Below are 17587 nucleotides of genomic sequence, written 5' to 3'. Positions count from 1 at the left end.
ATTATGTGTGATTCAGATTAAATGATGACATTAGATCAATTGCGCATATTTATAAAAGTTGCAGAAACAGGGCATTTAACCAATGCTGCAAATGAGCTTTGCTTGTCGCAATCGGCTGTAAGCTCGGCAATTTCGCAATTAGAATTTAAATATGACCTGAAGTTATTCGACCGAATTGGCAGAAATATTAAGATCAATGCAAATGGGCGCGCATTATTGCCAGAAGCCTATAAAATGATTGCCCAAGCAAAAACCACTGATGAATTATTAAAAGATTTATCAGGCGGCAACCATGGCGCAATAGATGTTGTTTGCAGCCAAACCATTGGCAATTATTGGCTAGCTGAAAGAATTTCAAAATTTCACAAGACTTTCCCAAATATAAAAATCAACACAACCATAGCCAATAGCGATAAAGCCATTGAGATGTTGGAACACGGCATCGCCGATATTGGCATTATTGAAGGCGAAAATAACTCAACCCTCGAACACACTGAAATAAAGGGCGATGCGCTTACCTTTGTTGCACCACGTGAATTAAGGCTTTGGGCAAATGATATGAAGACCAAAACCAAATTGCAGAATTTAAAATACGTGGTGCGTGAACAAGGTTCCGGCACAAGGCATAGCCTTGAATTATATCTTGCCGATTATGGAATTGAACTAAAGCAAGATAATATCGCCCTTACACTGCCGTCAAATGAGGCTGTGTTGTCGGCAGTTTCTGCTGGTGTTGGGGTATCCTTAATTTCCGAACTTGTAATTAGCGGCATTGGTAATAATGAAAATATAAACCGTTTTCCAAGTGGAATTGCCGCGCGTAAATTTACCATTCTTACTCTCAAGGACCGTGCAAAATCACGGGCATTAAAGGCATTTAAAACCATGCTTACAGAAAACTAATCCGCGGCTTCTGGGGTATCGGTATCATCATCGCCAAGAATGGTTTTAGTTCGGGCGATTGCCGCAAGTTTTTCATACCTATCGCGAAATTTATCAAGGGTTTCTTCTTCTAATTCTTCTAAATCCAAAAGTGCATTATGTGCGCCCTTGGTGGCACGAATTAGTTCATCTAATTTAATCTGTATAGCTTGTGTATCACGGTTTTGAGCGTTCTGAATTAAAAACACCATCAAAAACGTTACAATGGTCGTGCCTGTATTAATCACCAATTGCCAAGTATCAGAAAATTTGAAAATTGGCCCTGTTACAATCCAGATGACAATTGTAAGAACCGCAAGGTTAAAAACCACTGGACGACCGGTAAACTTTGCGGCCGCTTTTGCAAATTTTGCGTAGAATGTAGATTTTGCCATAATAAACCCATTAGCCCCGTGAAGCCTAGAATAAGTTATATAGGGCATCACCATTTCAAACGATTACCCAAAATATAGCCAATAATACCTAGCATAACAACGGGTGAAACATAACAAATAATATAATAGAAAATACTATCCATATTGCAATGAAAAGCATAGGAAAATGCCGCAATTGCACCCGACAAAATCCCTGCCATAGTGCTTTGAAACTGCGGATTCGTTGAAGCACCATTCCTTAGCCAAATTTTCCAAATTGCAAAATAAACCATACCGCCACCAACGAGAATTATTGACATACAGGTCTGGTAGGCGCCAAAATTGATATTGGTCAGTTCATGCTCAAAGTTGCCATTAATTACCAATTTTAGAATTTGATAAAATATAATACCCCCAAACAACAGCATAAACAAAATTACGTAATTTGATTTAACTTTAATCGGGCGTGAATTATTCATCACATAAATGAATGCGCCAATAGCAACTAAAAGCAAGCCACCATTTTTCCATACAACTACGCCGTTTTTAAACGCCTCTATAATATCGCTACGCATGCCAAAGAAAGCGACAATCAAAATCGACAGAACAGCTGTTGCAATCAAGGCAAGTCCTGACAAAACCCAAATGTTTAGTGGGCGGGCTGGCTTTAGATCGGCAACCAAATCATCGATAAAGCTATCTTCAAATTTATTGGACATCCGCCACCTCCGATATTTTTGCCTGCATGGTTTTAATACCGCGATGAATTATTACTTTTACCGCAGAAACACTTAGCCCAAGTTTTTCTGCGACTTCTTCATTGGTTAATTCCTGTAATTTTACCATTTCAATAATTTGCGCCTGCTTGTGCGGCAATGTGTTTAAAAGTTTTTGAACATCATATTTTGCACTTATTTCGGTATTAATTTCCGAAACAAAATCTGTGTCTAATTCAACTTCAATATAGCGCAGATTTTTCCTTATCCTATCAATCCATTTATGGCGTGCCACCGCAATCAGCCACGGCATGAATTCACGTTTAACATCGAATGTTTGTTTTTTATTGTGGATTGCCAACAAGGTTTCCTGAACCAAATCATCGACCGCATCATTATGTACTCTTTTGCGGAAAAACGCCTCAAGCCAAACCTTAATCTCACTAAGCAAAATTCTATAATTAGCCTTATCACCCGATAGTGAAGACATCATAAGACTATGCCAATTATCTTTGTTCAAAACCTGCATAATTACAAATACGCACAGTTTCACAAAAAGTTACAGACAAATGTGGAAATATTTTTTCATGCAAATATTTCTTTAAATTTGTAACCTTTTTACAAGCCGCCACGTAATCGTTTATATCGCGGCCCGAATTAACATCCACAAGCCCGATCTATCAAGGAGATTACAAAATGAACAATCGTACTAAAATCATCGCCACCACTGCAACCATTGCATTTTTGGCAGGCACAAGCATCATCGCAACCGCATCAAATGCAGGCAACAATAAAATGATGGCGAAACCAGCAATGGAAAAATGCGCAGGCGTTGTAAAAGCCGGTAAAAATGATTGTGCAGGAAACGGTCATTCATGTGCCGGCCAAGCAAAAAAAGATGGTGACGCCAACGAATGGGTAGAAGTTCAAAAAGGCACTTGCATGAAATTGGTCAACGGCAAGGTAGTCGGTTAATTTATTTATGGGGTGCTGTGCAAACCAGCACCCCAATATTCGAATGATTGATAAAAAAATGAAAATTACAAATTTTTCTCTAAGTCAAAAATGGCTACAAGATTTAATATTGCTATTCATAAGAATATGGATTGCGAACGTCTTCCTGCGCTCTGGTCTTTTGAAAATATTTTCATGGGACTCCACGCTTTATCTTTTTGCCAATGAATATAATGTCCCACTTCTGCCGTCTGAACTCGCAGCGATATTGGGTACAACAACAGAAATTTGCGCAGGTGTAGCAATATTAATTGGTTTTGGTACACGCATCGCCGCAATCGCCTTATTATGCCTTACTGCGGTTATTGAAATTTTTGTCTATCCGGGCACCCAAGAGCATTATTATTGGATGATTTTATTATCGATTTTAATTTCGTTTGGTGCAGGTCGGTTTTCACTATTTAAGCCATTTTCAATATTTTAGCTGGGTCAATTTGTCCATTGTAAAACTAAAACTTTTACGTAAAAAGGTTGCAATTACGGAGTTTTATACGGAGCTTTACATGGATAAAAAACAGGCTTTAATCGCAACCACGGCAACAATCGCATTCATTTCAGGCGCAAGTTTTATTGCCAAACGCTCTGAAGCTCATATGGATAAAAAATCGCCAACCACCGAAATGTGTGCTGGCGTGGTTAGAACTGGAATGAACGATTGCTCTGCTAATGGTCACTCATGCGCTGGTATGGCGAAAAAAGATAATGATCCAAATGAATGGGTTACCCTTCCAAAGGGAACTTGTAAAAAATTAGCAAAAGGACGGGTTATCGGATAATCCGTAAATAAATGACTTTTCATAAATGCGGCATTAATGCCAAACCAAGCCACTTTGAAGATTTATTGCAACAAAAGCCAGCAATGGCATTGCTTGAATTTCATAGTGAAAATTATTTCCACACTTCATATGCCCGAAGTTTTTTGCCGCATTTACGTGAAAATTATGATTTCTCTTTCCATGGTGTTGGGCTTTCCCTTGGAAGCTCTGACGGGTTATCAACAACACATCTTGAACAATTAAAAACCCTATTTGATGAATTTAAGCCCACATTAGTTTCCGATCATCTAAGCTTTTCAGGTTTTGGAAATATTTTCACACCAGATTTATTGCCATTCCCACTGAGCAATCAAGCGCTTGAAAATTTCATCCGTAATGTTGATACTTTCCAAAACTTTATTGGGCGTAAAATCTTGATTGAAAACCCATCACTTTATATTGAGGTAAAGGGGAATGAATATTCGCTCAGTGAGTTTATGAACATAATTTGTCAAAAAACCGGTTGCGGGATTTTGCTTGATGTCAACAACCTCGAAGTTTGTCGGCAAAATACTGATTTTAACCCATATTCGGCGATTGATGATATTGAATCTGGTTTGGTGGGAGAAATCCACCTTGCTGGATATGAAATCAAAAATTTAACCGACGGCAGGACGGTTTTTATAGATACTCATGGGCATAAAACCTATCCCAAAGTTTGGGATTTATATTCCGCGGCAATAAAGAAATTTGGCGATGTAAAAACCATTGTTGAATGGGATACCGATGTTCCACCATTATCAATAATGCTTGAAGAAACTAATCTGGCAAATGACATCAAACAAAAGGCGCTATCCCATGAGCATGCCTGATGATGAATTAGCAAAATTCCAATCTGCCTTTATGAATGAAATTTATTTTCATGACAAAAGCTTTAATCCATTTTTGGCAGATGAAAAATACCAGCCCAATATGGGGATTTATATAAATAATTGCCGCCTTATATTGGGCAATATATTAAAAGATAAATATCCATATTGCGCGCAAATAATTGGCGACGATTTTGAACATTTTTCATCCATTTTCGTCAAAAAACATCCTTTGGAAATCGGCAATGTTACCCTTTACGGTGCCGAATTTGCCGAATTTTTATCTAGCAATGATTTTGGCGAAATAACGCCATTACTTGTCGATTTGGCAAAAATTGAATGGGCAAAATATTTGTGCGAACTTGCGCCATATGAAAACCATCTAGATTTTAATGGATTCAATAATGAAATTTCCAATGATGGTGTGCAAAGCATAAAGACTACGCAATCTGTAAAAGTCATTGATTGCCAAACCAATGCATTTAGTCTTTTTCAATGTATAAAATCAGATTGCCTAAAAGATTTTGAATTTAAAATTACGTCACAAAAAATAATCCTATGGCAGGGGCAAAGTTTTGAAATCTTAATGATGATTGATGACGGTATTATCCATAAAATCATTGAAAATATGGCACATAACAATATTACAAGCGCGATTGATAACGCAATTTCCCAAGTGTCCAATACACAAAAGGCACAGGCGAATTTCGCCTATGCCTGTGAAAATGGTTTATTTGTTTTTTAATTACGCTGCTTTGGCCTGTGGCTTTAACATTCCAAGCAATTTGCCAAAAGTTTCACGCAAATCGGCGCGATGAACCACAATATCAACCATACCATGCTCTTTCAAATATTCAGAACGTTGGAAGCCTGGTGGAAGTTTTTGACGTATGGTTTGTTCGATAACACGCGGGCCGGCAAAGCCAATTAATGCACCCGGCTCTGCAATATGAATATCACCAAGCATTGCATAAGAAGCAGTAACACCGCCAGTTGTTGGATCGGTCAAAAGCACGATATATGGCAATGCCGCATCGCGTAATGAATCAATTGCCAATGTTGTGCGCGGCATTTGCATTAGGGATAAAATCCCCTCTTGCATCCTTGCACCACCCGCAGCAGTTACACAAATCATGCCGCAGTTTTTTGCAACCGCAGTTTCCGCGGCCTTGATAAACGCCTCACCGGCAGCCATGCCAAGCGAGCCACCCATGAATGAAAAATCCTGCACGATGACAACAACATCATTGCCTTTGATTTTCCCATAACCGATAGACATGCAGTCACGCGCATTATTTGCCGCGCGTGCCGCCTTTAGGCGATCCACATATTTTTTGTCGTCTTTGAATTTTAGGGGATCTTCAACCACTTCCGGCAAATCAATTGCTTCATATTGGCTATTGTCGAAAAGCTGCTTAAGGCGGGTTTCACCATTAATACGCATATGGCGACCAGATGGCGTAACCCATAATTTCGCTTCCAAATCGGCGCGGTAAAGCATTTCGCCAGTATCTGGGCATTTAACCCACAAGTTATCAGGTGTATCGTTTGTTTTCTTTTTAAGTAATTTATTGATACCGGGACGAATTCTGTCTAACCAACTCAAATCTATAACCCCATTTTCTAGTTTTTAACTGCCGCATTTTTCATGCGCGTTGCAAAATCTTTGGCGATTTTTACACAATCATTACCATCTTTATAAGCGTTAAAAATTGTATCGACAAGTGCGGCACCGATAACAATACCATCCGCAAGCTGTGCAGTGTTATGTGCCGCCTCTTCTGTACGTATGCCAAAGCCAATAGCAACCGGTAATTTTGCCGCATCTTTCACCTGTCCGACTTTGTCTTTTATGGCATCTGTATCAATTGCCTTGGTTCCCGTAACGCCGGCAACCGAAACATAATAAACAAAGCCAGAAATATCTTCGACAACTTTTTCAAGACGGTGCGCGTCAGTCGTTGGCGTTGCAAGGCGGATTAATGCAACATCATTTGCCTTTAAGCCAGTGCGCAGCTCCATATCTTCTTCTGGCGGCGCATCAACTGCAATCACACCATCAACCCCACAATCAGCACAATTTTGCGCGAATTTCGTGTATCCCATGCTCTCAATAGGGTTTAAATAACCCATAAGCACAATCGCAGTATTTTGATTTTTAGTGCGAAAATCTTTGACAAGGTCAAAAGTTTTCTTAAGCGTCATTTTGTTTTCAAGTGCGCGAATTGCCGCCTTTTGAATTGAAATACCGTCTGCCATTGGATCAGAAAATGGGAAGCCAATTTCGATTATATCTGCACCACCTTCGGCAACTGCCTCTAGGATATTTGCTGATAATTCAGGGGTTGGATCGCCCGCCATTGTATAAAGAACCAATGCAGCGCGATTTTCCGCCTTGGCATTTTCAAAAACTTTTGAAATTCTGCTTATTGGCATATTATCCCCCGATGTTCGCGCCAATGGCATTGGCAATTGTAAAAATATCCTTGTCTCCACGACCCGAAATATTAAGGACGACAACACCACCTTTGCCGATATCTTTGGCAATTTCACCAATACGTGCCAATGCGTGTGATGGCTCTAATGCAGGTAAAATCCCCTCTAGGCGAGAGCAAAGCTGGAATGCCTCTAATGCCTCATCATCAGTAGTTGAAAGATAGGTCGCACGACCAGTATCTTTTAAGAATGACAATTCCGGCCCGACACCAGGATAATCAAGCCCCGCAGAGATTGAGTGTGCGTCCAAAATCTGCCCATCGTCATCTTGCAATAAATAGGTACGGTTACCATGAAGTACACCAGGACGACCGCCCGCCATCGCAGCGGCATGTTTATCAGTATCAAGACCAAGACCTGCAGCCTCAATACCATAAATCTTCACATTTTCTTCATTCAAGAATGGATGGAATAAACCAAGCGCATTTGAACCACCGCCAATACAAGCAACAACGGCATCAGGAAGTCGACCTTCGGCAGCCAAAATCTGCTCTTTGGCTTCTTTACCAATAACGCTTTGGAAATCGCGAACCATTTGTGGATATGGGTGCGGGCCAGCCGCAGTACCAATTATGTAGAATGTATCGTGTGGATTCGACACCCAATCACGTAATGCTTCATTCATTGCATCTTTTAAAGTTTGCGTGCCTGATGTTACAGGATTAACTTCTGCACCCAATAACTTCATACGGAAAACGTTAGGGCTTTGGCGCTCAACATCCTTTGCACCCATATAAACCATACAAGGCAAACCAAAGCGCGCACATACTGTTGCGGTTGCGACACCATGCTGACCAGCGCCAGTTTCCGCAATAATACGGGTTTTGCCCATGCGTTTTGCCAACAATATTTGCCCCAAACAATTATTAATTTTGTGGGCGCCGGTATGGTTCAATTCCTCACGCTTAAAATAAATTTTTGCGCCACCATAATATTCGGTCAAGCGTTCTGCAAAATACAAAGGACTTGGGCGACCGACATAATGGGTCATTAGCCCTGAAAATTCGGTCTTAAAATCCTCATCATCCTTATATTTATTATACGCTTCTTCGAGTGCCAAAATGTTCGGCATAAGGGTTTCGGCAACAAAACGCCCACCAAATTGCCCAAAGCGACCATTTTCATCTGGATAAGCACTCCAGTCATTATGAAGTTGTTTGTTCACAATATTAACCTTTACTATTTTGGCCCTTTTACAGCTTTAAGAAAGTTTTCGATTTTCGTGATGTCCTTTATTCCCAATGCGGATTCAATTCCAGATGAAACATCGACAAAATCTGCATTTGTTGCAGCAATTGCCCGCACAACATTCAATGGCGTTAAACCACCAGATAAAATCCAAGGGGATTTAGTTTTCAAGTCTTTTAAGATATCCCAATCGAATGAAATGCCAAAACCACCTTCATTGGTTGCGCCCTTTGGTGCCTTGGCATCAAAAAGTATATAATCGGCGATACCGTCAAACTGGACAATTTGTTCTAAATCTTCTTTTGCAGAAATCCCAAAGGCAAGCATAGTTTTGAAACCAATCGCACGAATTTCATCAAGCCTAGTGACGGCGTCAATCTTATGCAATTGTATCCAATTAATGCCAATCTCTTTGAGCTTGCGTAGCATTTCATCATCTGGTGCAACAGTAACAGCAACGACCTCCACGTTTTCTGAAATGTTTTTGGCATATTTCACAAGTTCATATGCATCTTCATAGCCAATATTGCGCGGGGATTTTTCAAAAAAGACCAGACCAATAAAATCTGCACCATTTTCAATTGCCGCACGCACTGCCGCCTTGGTTTTTAGACCACAGATTTTAACCAGAATACTATGTTTATAGGTCATAAGTGCGGCTTACGATATTTTAGCCACAGGCTCAAGACTTAAAATAAGCCAATCGCTTATTTTGCAATTCTTAACTTGCTAATGGATTTGAACATTTTTTTCATGGTTTCTCCGAGGCCACTTGCCGAGGTTACGTCATAAAAATACTCTTTTTTTGTTGCACACTGGCTTAGAAGGTTTTGGTCACCCTCTTCAAGCCTTACTACAAATAGGGTGATACCAACATCTTTGGCATTTTGGCAAGCAAGTGCAGTTCGCGCGTCAACATCGGCCTTATTAGAAGAAAATTTATTATTGTTATTCTCGCCATCGGTTACGATAATCATATATTTTTTTCTAGTTTTATCTTTAAATGCCACGCCTTCGGTATATGGTGCCTCAGGGCTTAATAACTCCATACCAAACTGAATGCCGATAGTAATATTTGTATAACCAGCAGGCTGTAATGCGGCAATTTTATCCTTTGCACTATTGATATCACTTGTAAGTGGTAACACGGCTTCCAATGGCTCATTTTTACAACTACGTGCAGGATATAATGAATCAGGCTTCGCGGCATCTGCCGGTTTGGCATTTACATCGTAATCCTGATTTCTATCAATTATGCAGCCTTTCCATTCAGACTTATGATCGCTTGAAGGTGGTGTTATCATACGACGAACATTGGTATTATAAACCGAATAGGTTTTATCAATTCCGCTTGAAGCACCATATCCATCAGGAAACCACACATCACCAGTTCCATCTTGATACCGTAAATCAAAACCAAATGGATCCATAGAGGCATAATTCTTTATGCCGCCATCATTATATGTTGGGATTTGGTTATATGGAACGAGATTGGCACTTGTTACCGAAGTTTGTGCATCATTGTCTATTCCACTTGAGCCGCCAACCCACGCATAATGGGCACCGGCCTCATCAGTTGATACAAGTGTATAAACAGAATCTGTCCACCATCCTGTTATAGTGTGCTTATTGATTTTATATTGACTACCATCGAAATAATTCGCGACTACAACCTGTTCATAATAATGACGGCCAGCATAATCCCAAATTGGACGATCATAAAATTTTGCCGTGCTACGACAGCTATTCTCATCTGGCGCATCATTACAAACAATATCCAAATTCCAGAAATAAGTAGGACAAGCAGGCCAAATTGGGCGGCTTGAATCTGTATAATCACAATATTGGAAATTATTGGCTTTGCCATAATCAACCCATCCGTATGAGGTAGATGGGGCAACTTTTACCTGTGTATTAAACGGAACAATTCCAACTTTTACGTCATTAAAATTGACGCCAGACGAATTAATCATATTCGACAAAACATCATTCATCGCAGATTTAAGATTTGTCATACGGGAATTGTCTGCCATTGACGCAGTGGTATCAAGAACAAAAACAACTTCGGCTCCTGCCCCATCGGTTACAACTTGTGAATCAACGCTAACGTCATAATAATTAAAGCCTAATAATTGCCCTAAAAATGGTTTTACTTTGGCAATTGTATGCAGCTTTAATTGATTAACGCCGTTTTCGTTCACTTCTGACAAATTTGATGACGGCTCATAAATAATCCCGCCAGAAATTTGGGTTGCAATATTGTTTTCAACTTTTTTATTATTCGCGGCATTTATTTCACCGCCAGCAACAGCGACATCAAGCAATGCCGCATCGTTTGCGGCCTGAAGTGATGAGTGTGCGTATGAGATACGTGTTAATTCAATGGTTGCCGATAATGCGGATGCGATTGCGCCTGCGGCAACACTAAATATCAGCGCAACATTGCCCCGAATGTTTTTCTTTTTCAACCCCGTCCCCAGTATATATAAGTCCATTCAACAAATCTAATATAATGCAAATTAGTTTTTTTGGGCTTTATGGAAACAGGTTGATTTTATGCCTTAAATTTACTTTTTATTAAGTATAAAATTATTTTATTTTCAATTTTTTACGCTTATTGCCACAAGGAATGATACACTACTCCCCAGTAAAAGTTTCCATGGGAATGCAAGAGTAAGCAAGGTTTGCGGTATCCCAAGTGGTTTGCCAATATATGGCTGAAGAAGGGCAATAAATACAAACCCACCAATTAGAGCAGCGATAATTGAAATCGTATTGCCACGCTTGGTAAAAATGGCGGCAAAATAAACACCCAATAACCCTGCATAGGCAAATGTCATGACACCTAATACAAACTCAAGGAATGGGATATCCGTTGCTTTTTGCCAAACATAGGACAAAATCGCCATGCCAAGCAAAACAATAGATACAATCAACATCCCAACCATGCCGGCCTTTATGAAATGATGCTCTGGATAGTTTTTAGGCGCAACAAGCGGCTTGTAAAAATCTTGTATCATTACAGAAGACATTGAATTTAAGGCAGAATTTACCGTTGAAATTGCCGCCGACAATACCCCAACCACAGCCATTGCGCGCAAACCAACCGGAATTTCGGTTAGGATAAAATACATAAATACTGATATATTCTCACCCTTAAACTTTGAAACTGGCGCGCTGGCATTACTATAAAAAACATAAAGCAATGAACCGATTATCAAGAAAATTGACACAATTGGAATTGTATAAATTGCAGCGCTATAAAGGCTTTTTATACCCGTTTTTGCATCCTTTGAGGCCAGCAACCGTTGCGTTATGTCTTGATCCAAGCCAAAACTTGCAAGCGATAATAATGACATACCAAACACAATTGCCCAGAGTGAAAATGGGGTTTTAAAATCCGTTGTTAGATTAAAAATACGGGTTTTATCAACTCCGTCTTCTGGTTTTAATTTTGCAATTATATCGCCAACCGGCAGGTTTATAAGATGCAATAAATAAAATATCGAACCAATAGCAACCCCGATATAGATTATGAATAGGATAAAATCGGTCCAGATTACGCTTTTTAGACCGCCAAAGAAACAAATCGCAAAGCTGAAAACAATAATTAAAGACGAGGCAATCGCGATTTTTTCAAATGAAATATCGCCAAAAATAATCATTGAAACGGCGATTGCCGCAAGATAAATTCTTGAACCTTCTGCCAATACCCGCCCAATTAAAAACATCGCACCTGCTGCGCGCATTGCAGCTTTTGAATATTTGATTTCCAACAATTCATAAACGGTAGATATTTTTTCGGCGTAAAAGCGTGGAATTAAAACCACACCCACAAAGATTGCACCAATTATTGTCCCAATATTTGTGCTTAGATAAGTATAATCACCCTTAAACCCAAAATCAGGGACACCAAGAAAGGTTGCAGCAGACTGCATAGTTGCGATGGTTGAAATTGCCGCAAGCCATGCAGGGATTTTGCGCCCGGCAAGAAAATAATCAGCCTCGGTCTTTACCTCTTTTCCGTCGTGCCTTTGCAACAGGATACCAAACAAGGTCAAACCAATGAAAAAAAGCGCAATAATTGCCCAATCCAACAGGGTAAAAGGTATTATATTCAAATGGATTCCCTCTTTTTGATAATTAGTTTTTTATTATTGGGCACTATACAATTGTGCAAAACCATTTAACAATTGATAATCGAAAAAATTACTATGGTATATCAAAAATGTCTGATGAAATTGAAATATTAATTCAAAAACTTAAAACTCTTGAAGATGAAATAGAAACCACAATAGAAGCGAAAAAAGCAAAATTTTATCAAGGTATTCAAGATGGCAAAGCGGTTTTTGATGAGGCAACAAAAAAAGCCCAACGCAAAGTTAAAATCGGAATTGATAAGTATATCTTCAAATCAAAATTCGCCACAATTATAACCGCACCAATTATCTATGGCATGATTATACCATTTGTAATTCTTGACATTGCCTTGGGCGTTTACCAACTTTGCTGTTTTACCGCATGGCAAATCCCACGGGTTAAACGTTCAAAATACATTGTAATAGACAGACAATATCTTGATTATTTAAATATTATTGAAAAAATCAATTGTGTATATTGTGGATATGGCAACGGCCTTATGGCTTATGGTCGCGAAGTTGCGGGGCGCACCGAACAATATTGGTGCCCAATTAAACATGCAATGAAAACCAAAACCCCGCATGATCATTATAAGAATTTTGTCGAATATGGTGATTTTGAATCTTATAAGGCGCAATTGGAAAAATTACGTGATGATTTGCGCAAATTGAAAGACAATTAACGCTTAAGAAAAATCTAAGATTCCGCCATTAACAAGCCTTGTGGCCGCCAAAAGCGCTGCCGCAGAGCCAAGGCCGGAGCTTGCCGCCAAATAACGCGGACGCCAAATTGGATTAAACTTATCTTTGAAATTATGAAGGCCTTCAAAATTATAAAAGTCATTGCCAAGGTGGAAAATGCTGTTGCCAACACGGTGCCAAACCGGCGCAAGCGGATGATTTTCTAGCCCTGAAAGCGGAGATAGCCCAAGCCTGAATGTTTTGAAGCCGTTATCATGCCCCCACAATATTAAAGAAGTGAACAAATATTCCATAATGCCATGGCTTGCATCATTGCGGTAGCGCATCAGGTCAATTGAAAATTCTTCTTTGTTTTCAGTTTGCCAAATGTTGGTAAAAGCCGTAATTTTACCCTCAAACTTGGCAATTGCGATATCAAATTGCGAAATATATTGCTCGTTAAAATTGCCCAATGAAAAATGCTTTTCAGTTGCCTCTTTGGATGTCAACCAATTATCGGAAACGGCGCGTAATTCTTTTAAAATCTCTGGAACATTTTCGCGCTTTACAACTGAAAACTCAATATTCTCGCGCTTATGACGATTAAGGCTTGTCCTAAGCCCTTGCATTTTTTTGCCAGTTAGTGAGAAGTTTTCGGTGTCAATACACGCCTCCTCTCCCAACTTTGACAGCGAAAGCCCCATATCAAGATACAAAGGCAAATATTTTTCACTAACCTGGAAAAAGGCGACCTTGGCGGCGTGCAAATCTGCCTGTTCACGAAACTTCCATACCAAATCAGCAAATTCAGATACATCGCCAATTGGATCGCCCATCGCAATCCAGATTTGGTTTCTAACCGCATACATAATAAATGATTTCTGCTCTTTGCCGAAAATAAAGAACTTGTCGCCAAGTGTTGCCAGTGCTGCCTCGGAATCATCACTGGTCCTTATGATTTCACCAACTTTTTCCATTTCCTCTTGTGTTGGTTTTTCAATACCATCTGCGCCACGCGTCATTATGCGATGTAGAAAAATAATAGAAACCAAAGCCCCCATAATTGGCAATGAACGTAAGAAGCGACCAGCCTGTGGGTGTTCTTCAAAATCAAACCAAAGCTCGTCAGAATAAGGAATATGTTGATAGGAATAAAAACCAATATAAACCATCACCCCAAGCGCAAGGGCAATCAAAATCATAAATTTGATATTGAAATTATTACTTAATAATGCCGATTTACGATAGAATAGCCGCTTAAAAGGCAATATTGCCACGAATAATAATGATAAAATAATGGCTTCTTCATAATCAAAGCCTTTTAAAATGGCCGCAATAATACCGAACAGCAGCAATGATAGTGTCGCATAATAAGCACTATCAATTCGCATACTTAAAGAACGGGCAATAAATAGCATCAATACTCCGGTAACAATCGCAAATTGGTGCGAAAACTCTACCAGAGGCATGGGGATAATAAGTTTTAGGATATTGAAACGTTCTTTTACCGCAGGCGTAAAAGCGGAAAAAAGCAAGATAAGGCCACCAAAGAAAAGCAAAATCGCGAATAAATTCGGCAAAAAGTCTTTTAAAAGACCCCGCAATAATTTGGTTTTATAGCTTTCAGCTTTGGCATGTGCATTCATTGGGTCTGAATAACATCTCATTAAAGTTGATACAATACAATTCAACTTTTTGGACAATTTAACTTTTCTAAAATATTGCTTTTATAAATTTGCAAATCATAAGATATAAATCTTGAGGGAAAAATATGTTTGGTCTTATTATGTTGTCTTTTGCACTTGCACCGCCAGAAGTTGGCGCGAACAAGCCATTGGAAACAACGCCCGCAACACCACCTATTTCAAGCCAAGAAGTAGTAAAAGTAGATTTTTTTGCCAAACTTGATGAAAAAACTACTTCGCAAATTCTGCAAAAAGATACCGAAGATTTGGCAAAAATTTTTCCCGGTATTTGGGATAGTGATAATCAGGCATTTTTTGAACCCACACTTAATATTCCAAAGGAATTACGTCATCCACGGCTTTATGCAAAAATTGTAGCGTTAAAAAACCCTTCTCTTGGCGACAAGGCATTCATGGTTGAATATCGTGAAGGTGGTGGCAACGGTAAATTACTTAAAACCCGCTTTTTCACACTATCGCCAGACACTAAAAGCCGCGCCATTAAGCAAACTATATATGAATTAAAACCCGACTTTAAAATTGGCGATATTAATGCAGTTACGACTGACAACCTTATCAAATCCGAAGGCTGCGAAATAGATTATAGGCGTCGGGCATCTGGCTTTACCGGTGATACTTCGGGTAATTGCAAACTGCTTATGAAGGGTGGAAAAACCATCCGCAGCACCGAACACCATGATATTGATGCCAACTTCTGGGAAGTAACCGATATTGGGGTCGATGAAAGTGGGGTTCGTGTTTATGGCAATCTTGATAATAGCCCCACAAAATTGCGCAAAGCAAATATTTATGAATGTTGGGCTAGTTACCGTGATAAAACAATTGCCAATATCCAAACCTATGATGCCGGCGGGGAAATGAAACTTGATTTTGGTGCCAATTCTGCGCGCTTATTACTTCGCAATGTTGATTGGTCGATTGGCAATAACCGTCCGTCGCTTACGCTTTATCTTTATCATAAAAATGATGATATTGCGCAAATATATTCTTGGACCGATGAAGGTGCCAATCGTATCGCCCTCGCAGATGGCGATTATCAGGCAAGCTGTACCAAGCAATGAGTAATGAAATTGATAATTTAAAATGGCTTGGTGGCGCTGTGGTGCGTGGCCGAACAATTGGCGATGTCTGGCAATTTGAAATTAATGAAGTGACTTCGCAAGCAAGGGTTTATAAACAAGCCTTACACGAATTTTTTCGTACGCAAATGCCACTAAGACCTAAATGGGGTGAATTTGAGGTGGACGTTCAAATCCACCTCAATCCAAATTTTCCGCAAATTGATGTTGATAATGTTGCCAAGGCAGTTCTTGATGGCATAAAAAGCCATGTCTTCGTTGATGATAGCCAAATAATGCGCCTTTTGGTCGAAAAACTGCCCTCCGAAAGCGAAAAGCTTTTTATAGAAGTGCGGAAACGTTAGTTACGCAAAATCAGGGAAATATAATTCCTTCATACGTTTTAGATAATTCTTTAAATTGGTTTTCGACTTAACATAGTCATTTAAAGGACTATCGAAATAATCGGTCGAAACACCCCACAGCATTGCAAAAACCATTGCGTCAAAGCCACATATATCATTGCCCAAAATAAAATTGTTATCGCCCAATAAATTTGACAAAGCATCGACATCCTGTTTGCCAAATTCGGTTATTTCATCATAATTAAAACGCCCAATGCCATGTGCAAAACGCGCCATTTTTGACTTTTCAAACATCTCATTGGCAATTTTTTCGCGGATTGCTTCGGGAGCATCATCAAAGAAATGACGTGGCCCTTTGTTAAAATTTTCGGCAACTCCCCAACGATAACTTATTTCAATCCAATAAAGGTGGTTTTCGCACATCTTTTCAGCCATAAAACCAATTGCCAAGGTTTTGGCATCATAACCCCCTGTAAAATCGACACTATGTTCGTTTTCGAGATAGTTTTTAATAAAACTTGTATCACCAATTATTTCGCCGTTACCAGTGGTTACATATGGCATTTTGTGGCGTGGTGCGACTTCCCAATCAACGAACTCTTCTTCATAAGAAACGCCCGCCATCTTAAATAAAACCATGGCTTTGATTGCAAAGGGGCTTGGGTCTGCGAGACCCCATAATGGCTTATATTTGTGTAGTTTTATCATTTTTATCTCCTTTGCAATGTCTTTAAAACATACATGCTGACAGCATTATGTCAGCATGGTTTGGCAAAGTTCAAAAATAATCAGCTATTTGTATTGCTTAGGTAGTTCATAATATTCCGCCATGCGGCAATGTCTGAATTTTCAACATTCTTAAAGGCATCGGCAATTTGGCGCATTTGTTTTCCGGTTAGGATTTTTTCTAAATGATTACCTTCCTCAGAAAGCTGTAAACGCTTTAGGCGGCGATCATTATTATCGGCAACCGCCTCAACCAATTTCATTTCGATTAATTGGCGCAGTGGCGCGTTTAACGCCTGCTTACTTATGGCGAGAATTTTCAGTAATTCAGAAATTGTAAGCCCGTGGTTGCGGCCAATAAAATATAAAACACGGTGATGTAGCCGCCCCAGCCCCTTTTGTTCAAGGGTTTTATCGGCATGTGAAGTAAATCCACGATATGCGAAATACATTAATTCAATCGAACTTCTGAGTTCTTTTTCCGATAATAGGTCAACCATATTGACTTATTATTGCAAATATGGAATCTTGTCAATTGGTCAATCCTGTTGACCTTTTGTATTTCTGGAGAAGGATAAA

At 39.5% G+C, this 17587-nt stretch carries 21 protein-coding genes; 9 read left to right on the top strand and 12 right to left on the bottom strand.

The features are described 5' to 3' along the window. The first annotated feature begins 24 nt into the window (after positions 1-24). Complete coding sequence (locus KXV15_RS03740) at positions 25-903, top strand: LysR substrate-binding domain-containing protein (protein ID WP_240006814.1); 879 nt, start codon at positions 25-27, stop codon at positions 901-903. Here KXV15_RS03740 and KXV15_RS03735 read toward each other — a convergent pair. From KXV15_RS03735 to KXV15_RS03725, 3 genes are read right to left on the bottom strand one after another with little or no spacing between them, the layout of a single operon-like run. Further along, positions 900-1316 carry a low affinity iron permease family protein gene (locus KXV15_RS03735; protein ID WP_240006813.1) on the bottom strand — a complete coding sequence of 139 codons (417 nt, stop codon included), beginning with the start codon at positions 1314-1316 and terminating at the stop codon, positions 900-902. The two genes, KXV15_RS03740 and KXV15_RS03735, sit on opposite strands and share 4 nt — an antisense overlap. Positions 1317-1363: 47 nt before the next feature. After that, on the bottom strand, positions 1364-2014 hold the full coding sequence (locus tag KXV15_RS03730) for an NrsF family protein (protein ID WP_240006812.1): 651 nt from the start codon (positions 2012-2014) through the stop codon (positions 1364-1366). Beyond that, the gene (locus KXV15_RS03725) at positions 2004-2501 is read right to left on the bottom strand and encodes a sigma-70 family RNA polymerase sigma factor (protein ID WP_240006811.1); all 498 of its coding nucleotides are present in this window, start codon (positions 2499-2501) and stop codon (positions 2004-2006) included. Before KXV15_RS03725 ends, KXV15_RS03730 begins: the two co-directional genes overlap by 11 nt. 206 nt (positions 2502-2707) lie before the next feature. Here KXV15_RS03725 and KXV15_RS03720 point away from each other — a divergent pair, with 206 nt between their 5' ends. The 5 genes from KXV15_RS03720 (at position 2708) to KXV15_RS03700 (ending at position 5394) form a co-directional block, all read left to right on the top strand. Further along, entirely contained in the window at positions 2708-2986 is a 279-nt protein-coding gene (locus tag KXV15_RS03720; protein WP_240006810.1) for a BufA1 family periplasmic bufferin-type metallophore, read from the top strand. A gap of 58 nt (positions 2987-3044) precedes the next feature. Next, positions 3045-3449: a DoxX family protein gene (locus tag KXV15_RS03715; RefSeq protein WP_240006809.1), complete on the top strand. Its 405-nt coding sequence runs from the start codon at positions 3045-3047 to the stop codon at positions 3447-3449. Positions 3450-3528: 79 nt separating this feature from the next. After that, positions 3529-3801: a BufA1 family periplasmic bufferin-type metallophore gene (gene bufA1 / locus KXV15_RS03710; RefSeq protein ID WP_240006808.1), complete on the top strand. Its 273-nt coding sequence runs from the start codon at positions 3529-3531 to the stop codon at positions 3799-3801. A gap of 11 nt (positions 3802-3812) precedes the next feature. Beyond that, the gene (locus KXV15_RS03705; protein ID WP_240006807.1) at positions 3813-4652 is read left to right on the top strand and encodes an MbnB/TglH/ChrH family RiPP precursor modification enzyme; all 840 of its coding nucleotides are present in this window, start codon (positions 3813-3815) and stop codon (positions 4650-4652) included. Next, positions 4639-5394: an HvfC/BufC family peptide modification chaperone gene (locus KXV15_RS03700; RefSeq protein ID WP_240006806.1), complete on the top strand. Its 756-nt coding sequence runs from the start codon at positions 4639-4641 to the stop codon at positions 5392-5394. The genes KXV15_RS03705 and KXV15_RS03700 overlap by 14 nt, the downstream gene beginning before the upstream one ends. Here KXV15_RS03700 and accD read toward each other — a convergent pair whose 3' ends face one another. The 6 genes from accD to KXV15_RS03670 form a co-directional block, all read right to left on the bottom strand. Beyond that, a complete protein-coding gene (gene accD / locus KXV15_RS03695) occupies positions 5395-6255 on the bottom strand; it encodes an acetyl-CoA carboxylase, carboxyltransferase subunit beta (protein WP_240006805.1) in 861 nt (286 codons plus the stop codon). A gap of 17 nt (positions 6256-6272) precedes the next feature. After that, complete coding sequence (trpA, locus tag KXV15_RS03690; protein WP_240006804.1) at positions 6273-7085, bottom strand: tryptophan synthase subunit alpha; 813 nt, start codon at positions 7083-7085, stop codon at positions 6273-6275. Position 7086: 1 nt separating this feature from the next. After that, entirely contained in the window at positions 7087-8310 is a 1224-nt protein-coding gene (trpB, locus tag KXV15_RS03685; protein WP_240006803.1) for a tryptophan synthase subunit beta, read from the bottom strand. A gap of 14 nt (positions 8311-8324) precedes the next feature. Next, complete coding sequence (locus KXV15_RS03680; RefSeq protein ID WP_240006802.1) at positions 8325-8984, bottom strand: phosphoribosylanthranilate isomerase; 660 nt, start codon at positions 8982-8984, stop codon at positions 8325-8327. Positions 8985-9040: 56 nt separating this feature from the next. Beyond that, positions 9041-10801, bottom strand: a complete 1761-nt coding sequence (locus tag KXV15_RS03675; protein WP_240006801.1) for a vWA domain-containing protein — start codon at positions 10799-10801, stop codon at positions 9041-9043. A 132-nt stretch (positions 10802-10933) separates the two neighbouring features. Continuing rightward, entirely contained in the window at positions 10934-12454 is a 1521-nt protein-coding gene (locus tag KXV15_RS03670; RefSeq protein WP_240006800.1) for a sodium:solute symporter, read from the bottom strand. A 107-nt stretch (positions 12455-12561) separates the two neighbouring features. On the opposite strand from KXV15_RS03670, the gene KXV15_RS03665 reads away from it, so the two are divergent. Next, positions 12562-13155 carry a hypothetical protein gene (locus KXV15_RS03665; protein ID WP_240006799.1) on the top strand — a complete coding sequence of 198 codons (594 nt, stop codon included), beginning with the start codon at positions 12562-12564 and terminating at the stop codon, positions 13153-13155. Positions 13156-13158: 3 nt separating this feature from the next. On the opposite strand, the gene mprF is transcribed toward KXV15_RS03665, so the two are convergent. After that, positions 13159-14820 carry a bifunctional lysylphosphatidylglycerol flippase/synthetase MprF gene (gene mprF / locus KXV15_RS03660; RefSeq protein WP_240006798.1) on the bottom strand — a complete coding sequence of 554 codons (1662 nt, stop codon included), beginning with the start codon at positions 14818-14820 and terminating at the stop codon, positions 13159-13161. A 104-nt stretch (positions 14821-14924) separates the two neighbouring features. On the opposite strand from mprF, the gene KXV15_RS03655 reads away from it, so the two are divergent. Both KXV15_RS03655 and KXV15_RS03650 read left to right on the top strand, forming a co-directional pair. Then, complete coding sequence (locus KXV15_RS03655) at positions 14925-15920, top strand: CpcT/CpeT family chromophore lyase (RefSeq protein ID WP_240006797.1); 996 nt, start codon at positions 14925-14927, stop codon at positions 15918-15920. Next, positions 15917-16282: a RusA family crossover junction endodeoxyribonuclease gene (locus tag KXV15_RS03650; protein ID WP_240006796.1), complete on the top strand. Its 366-nt coding sequence runs from the start codon at positions 15917-15919 to the stop codon at positions 16280-16282. Before KXV15_RS03655 ends, KXV15_RS03650 begins: the two co-directional genes overlap by 4 nt. On the opposite strand, the gene KXV15_RS03645 is transcribed toward KXV15_RS03650, so the two are convergent. Together KXV15_RS03645 and KXV15_RS03640 are read right to left on the bottom strand one after the other, a co-directional pair. Continuing rightward, entirely contained in the window at positions 16283-16990 is a 708-nt protein-coding gene (locus KXV15_RS03645) for a glutathione S-transferase family protein (RefSeq protein ID WP_240006795.1), read from the bottom strand. It abuts the gene before it with no gap. An 80-nt stretch (positions 16991-17070) separates the two neighbouring features. After that, on the bottom strand, positions 17071-17508 hold the full coding sequence (locus KXV15_RS03640; RefSeq protein WP_240006794.1) for a MarR family winged helix-turn-helix transcriptional regulator: 438 nt from the start codon (positions 17506-17508) through the stop codon (positions 17071-17073). Positions 17509-17587 lie beyond the last annotated feature (79 nt).

Origin of the sequence: Pseudaquidulcibacter saccharophilus, assembly GCF_019455445.1 — a bacterium.
GTDB classification, from domain to species: Bacteria; Pseudomonadota; Alphaproteobacteria; order Caulobacterales; family Aquidulcibacteraceae; genus Pseudaquidulcibacter; species Pseudaquidulcibacter saccharophilus.
The sequence above is the reverse complement of the archived record's forward strand: the minus strand, read 5'-3'. Positions and strand labels throughout refer to the sequence as shown.

Bases quoted from the DNA above. Each gene is read 5' to 3' on its own strand.
- KXV15_RS03740 (WP_240006814.1), top strand. From the start codon at position 25: ATGACATTAGATCAATTGCGCATATTTATAAAAGTTGCAGAAACAGGG.
- KXV15_RS03735 (WP_240006813.1), bottom strand. From the start codon at position 1,316: ATGGCAAAATCTACATTCTACGCAAAATTTGCAAAAGCGGCCGCAAAG.
- KXV15_RS03730 (WP_240006812.1), bottom strand. From the start codon at position 2,014: ATGTCCAATAAATTTGAAGATAGCTTTATCGATGATTTGGTTGCCGAT.
- KXV15_RS03725 (WP_240006811.1), bottom strand. From the start codon at position 2,501: ATGTCTTCACTATCGGGTGATAAGGCTAATTATAGAATTTTGCTTAGT.
- KXV15_RS03720 (WP_240006810.1), top strand. From the start codon at position 2,708: ATGAACAATCGTACTAAAATCATCGCCACCACTGCAACCATTGCATTT.
- KXV15_RS03715 (WP_240006809.1), top strand. From the start codon at position 3,045: ATGAAAATTACAAATTTTTCTCTAAGTCAAAAATGGCTACAAGATTTA.
- bufA1 (WP_240006808.1), top strand. From the start codon at position 3,529: ATGGATAAAAAACAGGCTTTAATCGCAACCACGGCAACAATCGCATTC.
- KXV15_RS03705 (WP_240006807.1), top strand. From the start codon at position 3,813: ATGACTTTTCATAAATGCGGCATTAATGCCAAACCAAGCCACTTTGAA.
- KXV15_RS03700 (WP_240006806.1), top strand. From the start codon at position 4,639: ATGAGCATGCCTGATGATGAATTAGCAAAATTCCAATCTGCCTTTATG.
- trpA (WP_240006804.1), bottom strand. From the start codon at position 7,085: ATGCCAATAAGCAGAATTTCAAAAGTTTTTGAAAATGCCAAGGCGGAA.
- KXV15_RS03680 (WP_240006802.1), bottom strand. From the start codon at position 8,984: ATGACCTATAAACATAGTATTCTGGTTAAAATCTGTGGTCTAAAAACC.
- KXV15_RS03665 (WP_240006799.1), top strand. From the start codon at position 12,562: ATGTCTGATGAAATTGAAATATTAATTCAAAAACTTAAAACTCTTGAA.
- mprF (WP_240006798.1), bottom strand. From the start codon at position 14,820: ATGAGATGTTATTCAGACCCAATGAATGCACATGCCAAAGCTGAAAGC.
- KXV15_RS03655 (WP_240006797.1), top strand. From the start codon at position 14,925: ATGTTTGGTCTTATTATGTTGTCTTTTGCACTTGCACCGCCAGAAGTT.
- KXV15_RS03650 (WP_240006796.1), top strand. From the start codon at position 15,917: ATGAGTAATGAAATTGATAATTTAAAATGGCTTGGTGGCGCTGTGGTG.
- KXV15_RS03645 (WP_240006795.1), bottom strand. From the start codon at position 16,990: ATGATAAAACTACACAAATATAAGCCATTATGGGGTCTCGCAGACCCA.
- KXV15_RS03640 (WP_240006794.1), bottom strand. From the start codon at position 17,508: ATGGTTGACCTATTATCGGAAAAAGAACTCAGAAGTTCGATTGAATTA.